Origin of the sequence: Shewanella sp. 38A_GOM-205m (assembly GCF_000518445.1) — a bacterium.
Classification (GTDB): Bacteria; Pseudomonadota; Gammaproteobacteria; order Enterobacterales; family Shewanellaceae; genus Shewanella; species Shewanella algae.
In genome coordinates, this window is sequence record NZ_JADP01000035.1 from 1 (window position 1) to 12,017 (window position 12,017).

Here is a 12,017-nt window from a genome sequence, read left to right on the forward strand (position 1 = left end):
GTAAACAAAGCTGTAGTGGCGCTGGCTAACAAAAATGCCCGAATAGCGTGGGCGCTAATAAACCAAAAAACAGAGTATATCGTTAAGTAACTAACTGATTTTAATAAGTCCAAAGAGTTGATGTGCTGACAGGTAGAACCGACTCTCTGTGAACCTGACAAATAGCTGGGCTGCTAAAAGCCATGGCACTAATGAGGACAGAGAGTACGGATGTTCATCAGGGCTCACGAAGCCGGATATATGTGTGTGGCTACTTTGTCAGAAAGAGACCTGCCGGTGCTTGCATCGGAGAGGTGTCCATATAAGCTATTTAGTCGTTTCTGGTAAACGATATTTAGGTGATAGCTTCAGAATCCAATCACAAGCAGTTGATAATGAAATACGGTGACCAATTGAAACGTAGATAGGATTTATCCTTGTCTGAGTTCTCAACACATTACCAATTACTTCATTGTGATCCATTAGAGGTGCAATAGCCCCTCTTATTGGACTTGGATCTTGATGTTCGCCGAGTAATCGTGTTTTACCACAGCCAATGGTGGGTATATCAAAAATAACACCAAGATGACAAGCCAAAACGACGGGGATGTGCGTAACCTTGTCCGTCACACACGACCAAATCCGGTGAGTGCTGAAGTTTTGCGAATGCTTGAATTAATGGTGGTAGTTCTCGGAAGGAAAACAGTCCTGGAATATATGGAAATTGAACCTTGTCTTCTGCGGTTGCTGTTTCAACAATCTCTAAACTATTGGCATCGAGAACAACAACAGCAGCTACTAAGTTGTCGTTATCTTTTTTATAGGCAACGTCAACACCAGCGATCAGTTTGATTTCATTAAACTGATCTGTCTTTACAACTTTGGCTGCCAGCTCTTTTTGTAAAGCCAGAGCTTCTACTTCGCTAATATTCCAGTCATGCTTGATAATAAGATCCATTATTGATTTCCCTATCCGCGCTACAGCAGGCGATTGTACCCGATAGCCAGATATTTTCATTATAACTTTGGCTTTCGGATACCAGCAGGCCCTGTTTGCTAACGTCATCATCCGGCACAGGGATCCCCCGCTTTTCCAGCGCCTTGGCGCAAACATTGCCGTAATGCTGTTTAAAATGCGCCACAGCGGCTACAGATATGGCAAAATAGCGCCATTGCTTATCAACTAGACTCAGAAGATGAACAGGATCAAGAAACGCTTTGTGGCCGGTGCCAAATGCCCCAAATGTCAGGCTCAGGACAGCATAGTGCTGTTCAAGGAGAACGGCATAGAAACGGTCGAGTGTGTCGAGTGTGATTACCGCGAGCAGCAGACCGATGACAAGGTCAGCCACAAGGCGACAGGTGAAGTGATAGGCCTGTTCAAACCTGAATAATATTCTTTGAAACCCGCAGCGGATCCCGCTTTCTTTACCGGCCCTTCAATTGCCAAGGGTGGGTCTTTCCATTAATTTAAGGGTTTTGCTGTATTGAGGCGGTTTGCCCGCCTGTTGCCGCGAGTGCCGGGGCCTCTGGCCGTTTGGTGCTTGCTGTCTGCATAAGGATTTATATGCCAAGCTTGATTCGAATAGTGCTGATCGACACCCATCTGCCGGGCGTGGTGGAACTGAAGCTCGATGGCCATACCAATATCTGTGGTACCAACGCCTCGGGTAAGACCACGCTGCAGCGTCTGGTGCCTGTGTTTTATGGTGAATACCCCAGCCGGGTCGTGCCTTCGACCCGTGACAGCTTCGAGCGCTGGTATCTGCCAAGAGAATCCAGCTATATCATTTACGAATACCAAAAGAGTGATGGCTTGTTGTATCAGGCGGTGCTGGCCTCGGCCGGCGATGGCAAAGGGGTCAACTATCGCTTTATCGCCAAGGGATTTGAACTTGAAGACTATATCAAGTCCCAAAACGGCGACACTATTTTGTGCCATACCATGGCCGAACTGGGCCGCGAGATGAAACGCGCCGGAGTGAACCATACCAAGCTTTTGAATACCCGAGAGTTTCGCGCCATCATCCAGAATGACCGCACCTTGCTGAACACAGGCACCAGCCGCACTGAGCTGCGCAGCTATGCCCGTTTATTCTCTCTGTGCGAGGCCGACCATTCACTGCGCCATATCGAAAAGCTGGCCAAGGCGGTGCATTCCAAAGAAGGCAAAATGGAAACGGTCAAGTCGATGATCGCCGCCATTTTGGAAGAGGATGGCGTTAACCCACCGGCATCAAGGCTTAATCCACAACGAGTCGAGGCCTGGATCCGCGAGAGTCAGCTGATCGCCGGGTTCGAGCAGATCCGTCCCGAATTTGACAAGCTGGAGCAGGAGTTCAACGAGCTGCTGTCGGCCGAACTGCGTCTTGGCAGCCTGGCCAAGGGCTATCGCAATGACGAAGTGCTGGAAGCCCAGCGTCAGGAGCAAAATCAGACCCTGTCGCGGGAGCTGAACTTCCGTCTCAAGGCATTGGACGATGAGTGGAAAGAGCAGCGCGACGAGCTTAACCAGGAGCTGTCTGCCGCCAAGGGCGATGTCGCCAAGCTGGAATATGAACTCGACGCCATCGAAAACCAGCATGCGGCGTTTCTCGATGCCGATATCGAACAGGCCAAGGCCAATCTGGAACAGCTGCCGCTGTGGCGTAGCGATCTTGAGAACCTCAGCGAAAGACACAAGCTGCAAACAGAGAAACACCAGGACATAGAAGCCGCCTATAACGCCCGCCGCAGCAAGATTGGCGAACAGCTCAACAAGGAGCTGGAAAAGCTGCAACAAGAGTTGGATAAGCAACGCGAGGCCCGCGACAAGCAGCGTGAAGTGGCTCGGGAAGACCTGGCGCGCCTCGATGCCGAATTCCGTGAGCAGCAGGAAAACGGCAAGGCCAAATTCCAGGAGCAGGAGTACCAACTCAAGCTCAATGCGGCCGAGCTCAAGCTGCAGGTCGACAGTGTGACTTATACCGAGGAGGAGAAGCTAAGCCTGGCGGTATTCGACGAGCGTATCGACCGTGCCGATGCCGAGCAGGAGGCCGCCAACGCCAAGGTGGAGCGGCTGATGAGCGAAGAGCGCAAGCAGCGCTCACTCAGGGATCAGGCCAGCGAATCACTCAGAATTGCCGCGCTCAGAGTCACGGAGCGCCAGGGCGATCTCGACGATCTCAAACACATGCTGTTCCCTCAGTCCCACACCTTGCTGGAGTTTCTGCGAAAAGAAGTGCCGGGTTGGGAGCAGCACCTGGGTAAGGTGGTACATCCTGACTTGCTACACCGCACCGACTTGCACCCCAATGTCGGCGTCGAAAGTGACAGCCTTTTTGGGATCTCATTGGATCTCAAGGCGCTGGAGATCCCCGAATACGCCAGTTCAGAGCCTGAGCTGAGGGCAAAACTGGCTAAGGCCGAAGATGCGCTGCAAAACGCCTATGGGCTGCAGGAAGAAGCGGAAGAGCGCCTGGTGCAGGCCAACGAAGCGCTGGATAAACTGAGCCGTGAGCTGACCTTTGCCCGCACGGCATACAAGAATTTGCGTGACGATTTGCGGCGTCTGTTCGAGGAGCGCCGCACTGTGCAGGAGCAGATCAATAAGGCGTTGGCTGAGCGTAAGGCACAGGCCGGTAAACGCCTGACGCTGCTGGATCAGGAGATGAAGCAGCTGCGCAACCAGCACCTGGAATGGCTGGAGGAGCTCAAAGAGCAGGCGCTGGATGCCAGAATGGAAAAGAACGCCTACTGGCAGGAAGTGGTCGGCGCGCTGGAGCAGCATCTGGAACAGCTCAAGGAGAGCATCAATCAGCGTCGCAGTCGTGCCAAAGAGGAGCAAAAAGCCTGCGAACAGTGGTACAAGAACGAGCTCAAGTCCCGTGGGGTGGATGAAGACAAAATTCTCGCCCTCAAGCGGGAGAACCGTGAGTTGGAAGGTGCTATTGCCGCTGCCGAGCAGCGTCGCAGTGAAGTGCTGCGCTATGACGACTGGTATCAGCATACCTGGCTGGTGCGTAAACCCAAGTTGGTGACCGACTTGGGCGAAGTCAAGCGCGCCGCCTCCGAGTTGGATCAGCAGCTGAAAACCAAGGCCAACGAAGTCAAACATGCCCGCCAGCAGTTGGAGCAACAAAGGCGCCAGTCCGATGCCGCTCAGGTAGAGGCCTCGGAAAACCTCACCAAGTTGCGCGCCTTGCTGCGTAAGCTGGCTGAACTGAAGTTGCCGCGTAACGATGAAGAGCCTCAGGGCAGCCTGGGTGAACGTCTGCGTCAGGGCGAGGAGCTGTTGCTCAAGCGGGAGCATCTGCTGGGTTCGGTCAGGCAGTATGTGGATCATTTCGATCAGGTGATTGCCAGCAAGTCAGGCTCCAGCCTATCCGAGTTCTGGGAAAAGGCCCGTGAAGAGTCCAGCTCAGTCAACGACAAGGGCATACGCCTGCTGGATTATCGCAAGTTGGTGCCGCATTTGGCCCAACTGCTCAATGTAATGGTGCCGCAGTCGATTACCGCGCTGCGTGAACAGGGCCGAATCTTCGGTGTCGACCTGACCGCCTTCTACGATGTTTTGGCCGATATCGACCGCCGTATTGCCTCCCAGAGCGCCCGTATTACCCGCGAAGTCGGGGAGGAGCTGTTCCTCGACGGCGTCTCTGAATCTGCGGTCAGGATCCGCTCGCGGATCAGCGAACTGGAGTTCTGGCCTGAGCTGGAGCTGTTCGTCAAGGCGTTCCGTGCCTGGAAGGCAGAAGGCTTCACCGGTCTGCCGGATGAGCACTATACCAACAGCATGCGCCGGGCCCTGGATATCATAGGCCGCTCGGCCCTGACCGGCGGCATCGCCAAGCTGCTGGAGATTGAGCTGCGCCTCAAGGAGGGCAACTCGGATCTGGTGATCCGCACCGACCGTCAGCTCAACGAGTCGTCCAGTCATGGTATGGCTTATCTGATCCTCTGTAAGTTCCTGCTGGCCTTTACCCGATTGCTGCGGGGCAAGGCGGATGTCACTGTGCACTGGCCGATTGATGAGCTGGGCACCTTGCACCACGCTAACGTGAAGAAGATCTTCGATGCCTGTGAAAACAACAATATCAGCGTGTTGGGTGCTTTCCCCAACCCTGAGTCCGAGGTACTGAATTTGTTTGCCAACCGCTACATCATCAACAAGCAGACCAAGCGACTGCAGGTGGTTAAACCCAAAGTCGATCCCATAGCGCAAAAGCTCTCTGAGCGCTTGGCCAAGGAGGCGGTGTAATGAGCGAACTGCAAAGCACTATCGTCGGCTCAGGCGCCCTGATTGAGCGCCTGCTCAAGGGTGAATTTATCTGCCGCACCACGGATGAGGAAGGCTGGCGCTCACTCAAGAGCCCGGCCACCCGTGACAGAGTCGAGGCCTATCTCAACCAAATCAACCGCACTGTGGCCCAGGCCGCCGAGGGCGAAGTCTTTTTCTGCGGTTATTTGCAGTTGGGAGAAGACGAGCGCAAAGTGATTTCGGCGCAGTTTCGCGATATCTGCCAGGCGTTGATCCCCATGGTGGAATGGCTGGTATTGGTGCAGGAAGCCAGCGGCCAGGATGCCCCCCTGACCGAAGGCGCGGCGGTGCGGCTTACCGAATTGCAAAGCCGCATTGAGGATACGCCGGCGTTTCGCGAGCAACTGGCCAAGCTGAGCCAGTATCGCTTGTTCGGTTCCAGCTCAAGCAGTGTCGATGGCCAGATCAAACTGGTTTTCAAGCGCTTGCAGGAGCTGGGTTATCTGGTGCGGCCGAATCCGGAAAAACAGATCTATATCGCCACCGGCAAGCTGGATTACCTCTACGAAGTGATCCGCTTTATCGATGAAACCGAGGGCCTCAGTCTGGAGGCTCAGGCTGAAACCGCCACCCAGAGGGATCTGATATGAGCAGCAACCTGCATCAGGCCGGGGTCAAGCTGCTGAGGCTGCTTGGGCGTAACGCTGAACTGGTGATGGACGCCTATCTCTCCGGTAGCTTGGACGAGACCCGGCAGGAACCTGCGCTGCTGAAGAAGCTTACCGACAACGGTATTCTTTGGCGTCCCGAGCCGGACGAACCGCTCAGATTGTCGCGTAATGTCAGGGCCCTGCTGGAAGAGGGCCTCAAGGATGAGCGTAACCGCCAGATCAACGCCAACGTCGGTTCGGCCCTGGCCACCATCAAGACCTTGGCCAATCACTACCGTGAGGCGCGCGCCAGTGTGGATTACAGCGCCGCCGAAGCCTATCTGGCGGACTTGACCGAACACGTATTCAGCTTCACCGAGAGCCTGCGTTACTCCATTCGTGTGCTCTGGGGCCGGATCAATAACGAGTTCGGTTATGTGGGTTCAATTAACGCCAAGATCCGTGAAAACGAGCTGGCGCAGAGCCAGGTATCGGAACTGCTTAACGGCCTGGAGCTGTTTGAGTTTACCGAGCTTGGCGAAATTGCCGGTGATATCCGTGAGCTGCGCCGCCTGCTGGTGACCATGTTGCAGGACACTCTCAGTGATTGCACCCAGGAGCTGAGCGTGGTGCAGGGGCGTCTACTGGAATTGCTGGGACGATTCAGGCAGATCCGCGGTCGTACCCGTTTGCTCAAAGGCTGGTTGCTGTATACAGATTTGCACCCAGACTACCAGGTGGCCGACCATGTGGCGCACAAGCAGGTGCCTGTGCTGTTCAATCATGCCGAGGCCTTGCTGGCACCGGCATCTGTGGATGTGAACAACAGCGGCCAGGAACTGCAACTGATGGAGATGGTGGCCCGTATCAAGGCTATCAGTCGTGACCATCTGCCCAAGAGGTTGCAGGAGCACGATGTGCCGGTTGCGGTTAATCCTCAGGAAGACTTTGATATGCCGGATAACCCGCTCAAAGAGGCCGTGGATGAGTACTTCTGCGCCGTCATTGACTCGGGCCGCAACACTTCGGCGCTGGAATATCTGCAGCAGCAACAGCTGTCCTGGGATCCGGAAAGCTGGCTCTATCAGGTGATAGGCGGCTTCGAAGGGCTCAGTGAAGAGCACAAACGCTTCTTTGCCCTGGAGCCTTTGGGTGAACCCCATCCGCTTTATTCGGGGAACTTCATTATCCGCGACGTGGAAGTGGGGCTGAGATAAGCCCAGGTAAGAATGTGATCCGGCGCCGATTTTTCCCTCTGCCATACCGGCTTTACATTGGTAAACGTAAGGCGAGACAAGATGACCAATATGGTTGTTTTGTCTCGCAAACTTGTTAATTTTTCTTATTATTCCACCTTGCTGGTGACTCTGGCTGCACTGACCCTGTGTCTGCGGCTTTGTTGCGGTGCCAGGGGCCGCCACTTATAATGCTTCGGCCCGCCAGCGGGCACCTCATTGACTCGTCTGTTAATCAAACGTAAGGAATCGAATAATGCAAAGACGCAATTTTTTAAAAACTGCGGCTATTTTGTCGACGGCCGGTATCATCAGCCCTGTGATGGCGGCCACATCGAAGACCAAGGCCGTCGAGCATTATTCCGCCGACGGCCGCAGACATTTCACCCTGACTCAAGATTACCAACTGATCGCACCCGAGGGCTCAGAGGGCGTGGTCAAGTTGTGGATCCCGCTGGTGGAAGACACCCAGTTTCAGCAGCTACGCAAGCTGAACTTCAAAGGCAATTTCCAGGACGCCTATATCACTGCCGATAACAGCTATGGCGCCAAGACTCTGTTTGCCACCTGGCCTGATGCCAAAGGCAAGATGGAGCTGCAGTTGGTGATGGAGCTGGAAACCCTCGACTGGGAACCGCTGAAAAACGGCGAGTTAGAGCATTATCGCGCCCCAAAAACTATCCAGTACCCGGTAGATGTGGAGCGCTATCTGCTGCCCACCAAACATATGCCCATTGATGGCATAGTGAAGCAGACTTCAGACAAGATTGTTGGCAAGGAAACCGACCCGCTGAAAAAGGCCCGCCTCATCTACAACTGGGTCAGCGCCAATATGTTCCGCGACAACGATGTTATCGGTTGCGGTACGGGTGATGTGGCCACTATTCTCGAGAGCGGCAAACTGGGTGGCAAGTGTACTGATATCAACTCGGTATTTGTGGCCTTGGCTCGCGCCGCCGGCATACCTGCCCGGGAGATGTTCGGGCTCCGTGTTGGACAGGCTATTAAGATGGGCAAATACTCCAAGAAAGCCTTCGGCAGCAGTGATGCCAACGGCCTGGCCAAGGTCAGTGGTGGTCAGCACTGCCGTGCCATGTTCTATCTGGCGGGTTACGGCTGGTTGCCGGCCGACCCTGCGGATGTGACCAAGATGCGTTTGACCGAGAACAAGCAACACCAGGATCCCGATGTGCAGGCGGTCAACGACTATCTGTTCGGTAACTGGGAAATGAACTGGGTTGGTTTCAACTTCGGTCGTGACTTTGATCTGGCGCCCATGGCCGAGCAGACGCCGCTGAACAACTTTGGCTATCCTTATGCCGAAGTGGATGGCGACCCTGTGAACTACTATGACCCTAAAGTTTTCGCCTATGATTTCCAGTCAACAGAACAGCTCTAAGGGGTTTTTGGCGACACTGGCGGCTGCAGTTGTTGCCGCTGTCGCCTCCAGTCTGTGCTGTATTGGGCCGCTGATCTATCTGGTTTTTGGGGTATCGGCGGCCTCGCTGTCGGGCATTGAACAGCTGGGCTGGCTGCAAGTGCCCATGCTGGCGCTGTCGACTCTGTTGATCCTGCTGGGTTTTTGGCGTTTGTATTTTTCCAAAAGGCCTCTGTGCACCGCGACCATGAGCCGCACCAGAATGTTGCTGCTCTACTGGCTGGCAGTGCCTGTGGTATTGGCGTTTCAGCTTTACCCTTTTGTATTACCTTGGCTGTTAGAGGTGTTTGAATGAGAAGCTTGTTACTGGTTTTACTGCTGCTGTGCACGCCGTTTGCCTGGGCGGGGAATCTGGTGGTCACCCTGGATGTTAAAGGCATGACCTGCCCTTTGTGTGTCACGGTAATCAACAAGGCGCTGCGCAAGACAGAGGGCGTGATTAAGGCCAAGTCCTCGCTCAAGACCCAGCAGGCCAGAGTGATAGTGCCTGAAGGCTTTGATATGGATGCGCTGATAAAGGCGGTGGATGAAACCGGCTATAAGGGCAGTATCAATAAGATAGAGCCAGAGGCCTAAGCTCTAAGACCCGGTTCATTCAATAGGTTCAGCTTGCGCCAAAAGCAAAAGCTCTGTCCAAAAAAGCGTGCTCTAAGCACGCTTTTTTGATGGGTTCAAGCCTTGAGCAACGCTCGGCACAGTTTGACGAAGTCAGAAGAGGTGACTATGCCCTGCACCTTGTTGTGCTCGTCCACTACAGGCAGACAGCCATGTTTGTTGGCAATAAAATAATCCACCACTTGGGTCAGTGGGGCATCGGCCTTGAGTGGTTCAAAGTCGGTTTCAATCAGATCGGCTATCAGGGTACCGCGTTCTTTTCGTTCCAGCGCCCCCTGACCGTAGCGGGTCAGTAGATTGACTACAGTGGCAATCATCTTTTTATGAGTGAGTATCCCTACCAGAGTGCCGCTGGCTTCTGATATCACCGGCAGATGGCGCACGCCCCGGGAATGCATCAGTTGGTGGGCGTCCTTGACGCTGGCGCCGTCACTGATACACACCACCTGGGTGCTCATGATGTCTTTGACTTTCATTGTCTTGTTCCTTCACCTGAGCCCTGAGAGGGCTAATTCTCTGTCCTGTAAGGCATTTTGCCCCCTGTTACCGCGGGCTGCAAGTGCCTTGGCCTAAAGCGGACGTCATTTTGTTTAACCGACTGAATTCGTTTGAATATCAACAGATGTTTACCTGGTTGTCACAATTGTGTAATAGTTTGACTTCACAATCTGGACATCCGACCTCATACCAGCATTATGAAGCGTTTTTAAAGGAATAATAACAATGACCCGCAACTTCTCCCGTCGTGACTTTCTTGTCCTCTCAGCCAAAGGTGTTGGCGCTGCCGTACTTTCATATGGCCTGATGGGCTGCTCCAGTGACAATGATGACAATACTGTCGCCGCCGATTTTCTTCATGGTGTCGCCAGTGGTGATCCCACTCAGGATGCCGTGATTATCTGGACCCGGGTAACACCGCAAACGGCGGGGGATGTCAGAGTATCCTGGCAGGTGTCCCGTGATGGTGCCTTCAGCGACTTGGTGACCACAGGTGAAATGGTGACCAATGCCGAGCGTGACTACACGGTTAAAGTCGATGCCATAGGGCTGGAGAGCGGCAGCCGCTACTTCTATCGTTTTATGACGGGTGACAAGACATCCACAGTCGGTATGACCAAGACCCTGCCCGAGGGCGCGGTCGATTCGGTCAAACTGGCGGTTATGTCCTGCGCCAATTTCCCGGCCGGTTACTTCAATGTCTATGAATTGGCGGCGCAGCGGGACGATCTCGACGCCATGCTGCACTTGGGCGACTATATCTATGAATATGGCCGTGGTGGTTATGCCAGTGAACATGCCGCCGAGCTGGGCCGTGAGGTACTACCCGCGGGAGAGTTGCTGTCCTTGAGCGATTACCGTACCCGCTATGGCCAGTATCGCGGCGATGCCAGTTTGCAGAAGCTGCACGCCAAGCTGCCGTTTATTACCGTCTGGGACGATCACGAAGTGGCCAACGACACCTGGAAGGATGGTGCCGAAAACCATAACCAAGGGGAAGGGGACTTCGACGCCCGGAAACAGGCGGCATTGCAGGCTTACTTCGAATGGCTGCCTATCCGCCCATGGCGCGAGGGCAATCATGAAGAGATCTACCGCAGTTTCAGCTTCGGCGATCTGCTGGATCTGCATATGCTGGATACCCGGGTGTTGGCCCGTGACAAACAGTTGGACTATGGCAACTATCTGGATCCGGCTACCGGCGCTTTCAACGATCAGCAGTTTCTCGCCGACGTGACCGACACTCAGCGTACGCTTCTGGGCCAGACCCAACTGCTGTGGTTGCAGGGAAAACTGTTGCAATCCAGCGCCAAGTGGCAGCTTTTGGGGCAGCAGATACTGATGGGGCGGATGATGTTGCCGGCGGCGATAGCCACTCAGCAGCTGTCTATTCCGCAGTTTGCCGAGTTGGCGGCATTGGCGCAGCTGGCGGCTCGCGCTCAGGCCGGCGATCCGACACTGACCCAAGCGGAACTGACCTATCTGGCGGCCAACCAGGCCAAACTGACGCCGGAAGTGCTGGCACTTTTGCAACTGCCATCGATCCCCTACAACCTGGATGCCTGGGATGGCTATGCCTATGAGCGTGAAGTCGTGCTGGCCACTGCCCGGGCCTCGGGTAAAAACCTGGTGGTGATTGCCGGTGATACCCACAATGCCTGGGCCAATGATCTCAAGGACAAAGATGGCAACATGGTTGGGGTTGAGTTTGCCACCAGTTCGGTTTCCTCCCCTGGGCTTGAGTATTACCTCAACCTGCCTTCAGAGCAGATCCCGGCGACAGAGGCGGCCGTTGTAGGGCTGGTGGATGACCTTAAATACGCCAATCTGTTGAACCGGGGTTATATGACGCTGACCTTCAGCAGCGAAGAGGTGGTCAGCGAGTGGTTCTATGTGGACAGCATTCTGAGCAAAGATTTCACTGAAGCAGAGGGGCGCCGTGCCATTGCCCGTTCTTTGGATGGAAAGCCGGGGATCTTGCTTGGCTGACAAGTGTTTCAGGCATGCCTGAGGCGTTTGCACCTTTTTGGATGAGTTGGGTTTGAAATAGGTGCCAAACGAAAACTTAAAGTCATACCTGAAAAAAGGACAGTCCAAGAACTGTCCTTTTTCGATTCAAAATATGGCCAGAATCTTTAAATATTTTCAGTCTGCCAGGTTCATTTATCAGTGCTTTTTTGCCAGCCAATTTACCAAGTATCACCATGTGCTTAATTAGCAGTTCTCTGCTGTTTGATGCGAATTTCCCCTCTCTAGTGAAATTAAAGATCCTTGAAGTGAGAAATAGATCACAAATAAGCTTTTGCTGATTTAGCTCTATTAACAGACTCTATATTGATTAATTGGTGATGTATGTCACGCTA

The 12,017-nt window shown here is 53.9% G+C and carries 9 protein-coding genes and 1 pseudogene; 8 read left to right on the forward strand and 2 right to left on the reverse strand.

What is annotated here, in order from left to right:
• Positions 1-306 precede the first annotated feature (306 nt).
• Positions 307-1,093 (reverse strand): annotated as a pseudogene (gene nfi / locus N512_RS24870) (deoxyribonuclease V).
• 82 nt (positions 1,094-1,175) lie between these two features.
• On the opposite strand from nfi, the gene N512_RS0117010 reads away from it, so the two are divergent.
• From N512_RS0117010 to N512_RS0117045, 7 genes are all read left to right on the forward strand, one after another.
• A complete protein-coding gene (locus N512_RS0117010; RefSeq protein ID WP_025890053.1) occupies positions 1,176-1,373 on the forward strand; it encodes a YheV family putative zinc ribbon protein in 198 nt (65 codons plus the stop codon).
• A gap of 173 nt (positions 1,374-1,546) precedes the next feature.
• Positions 1,547-5,218 carry an ATP-binding protein gene (locus N512_RS0117015; protein WP_028781084.1) on the forward strand — a complete coding sequence of 1,224 codons (3,672 nt, stop codon included), beginning with the start codon at positions 1,547-1,549 and terminating at the stop codon, positions 5,216-5,218.
• Positions 5,218-5,868: a hypothetical protein gene (locus tag N512_RS0117020; RefSeq protein WP_025011291.1), complete on the forward strand. Its 651-nt coding sequence runs from the start codon at positions 5,218-5,220 to the stop codon at positions 5,866-5,868. Before N512_RS0117015 ends, N512_RS0117020 begins: the two co-directional genes overlap by 1 nt.
• On the forward strand, positions 5,865-7,085 hold the full coding sequence (locus N512_RS0117025; protein ID WP_028781085.1) for a hypothetical protein: 1,221 nt from the start codon (positions 5,865-5,867) through the stop codon (positions 7,083-7,085). The genes N512_RS0117020 and N512_RS0117025 overlap by 4 nt, the downstream gene beginning before the upstream one ends.
• Positions 7,086-7,359: 274 nt before the next feature.
• Complete coding sequence (locus N512_RS0117035; RefSeq protein WP_028781086.1) at positions 7,360-8,502, forward strand: transglutaminase-like domain-containing protein; 1,143 nt, start codon at positions 7,360-7,362, stop codon at positions 8,500-8,502.
• Positions 8,503-8,518: 16 nt separating this feature from the next.
• Positions 8,519-8,836, forward strand: a complete 318-nt coding sequence (locus N512_RS0117040) for a mercuric transporter MerT family protein (protein ID WP_037437323.1) — start codon at positions 8,519-8,521, stop codon at positions 8,834-8,836.
• A complete protein-coding gene (locus N512_RS0117045; RefSeq protein ID WP_025011288.1) occupies positions 8,833-9,117 on the forward strand; it encodes a heavy-metal-associated domain-containing protein in 285 nt (94 codons plus the stop codon). Before N512_RS0117040 ends, N512_RS0117045 begins: the two co-directional genes overlap by 4 nt.
• Positions 9,118-9,212: 95 nt before the next feature.
• On the opposite strand, the gene N512_RS0117050 is transcribed toward N512_RS0117045, so the two are convergent.
• A complete protein-coding gene (locus N512_RS0117050; RefSeq protein WP_025011287.1) occupies positions 9,213-9,632 on the reverse strand; it encodes a CBS domain-containing protein in 420 nt (139 codons plus the stop codon).
• 247 nt (positions 9,633-9,879) lie between these two features.
• On the opposite strand from N512_RS0117050, the gene N512_RS0117055 reads away from it, so the two are divergent.
• A complete protein-coding gene (locus tag N512_RS0117055) occupies positions 9,880-11,643 on the forward strand; it encodes an alkaline phosphatase D family protein (protein WP_028781087.1) in 1,764 nt (587 codons plus the stop codon).
• Positions 11,644-12,017 lie beyond the last annotated feature (374 nt).

Bases quoted from the DNA above. Each gene is read 5' to 3' on its own strand.
- N512_RS0117010 (WP_025890053.1), top strand. From the start codon at position 1,176: ATGAACAGGATCAAGAAACGCTTTGTGGCCGGTGCCAAATGCCCCAAA.
- N512_RS0117015 (WP_028781084.1), top strand. From the start codon at position 1,547: ATGCCAAGCTTGATTCGAATAGTGCTGATCGACACCCATCTGCCGGGC.
- N512_RS0117020 (WP_025011291.1), top strand. From the start codon at position 5,218: ATGAGCGAACTGCAAAGCACTATCGTCGGCTCAGGCGCCCTGATTGAG.
- N512_RS0117025 (WP_028781085.1), top strand. From the start codon at position 5,865: ATGAGCAGCAACCTGCATCAGGCCGGGGTCAAGCTGCTGAGGCTGCTT.
- N512_RS0117035 (WP_028781086.1), top strand. From the start codon at position 7,360: ATGCAAAGACGCAATTTTTTAAAAACTGCGGCTATTTTGTCGACGGCC.
- N512_RS0117045 (WP_025011288.1), top strand. From the start codon at position 8,833: ATGAGAAGCTTGTTACTGGTTTTACTGCTGCTGTGCACGCCGTTTGCC.
- N512_RS0117050 (WP_025011287.1), bottom strand. From the start codon at position 9,632: ATGAAAGTCAAAGACATCATGAGCACCCAGGTGGTGTGTATCAGTGAC.
- N512_RS0117055 (WP_028781087.1), top strand. From the start codon at position 9,880: ATGACCCGCAACTTCTCCCGTCGTGACTTTCTTGTCCTCTCAGCCAAA.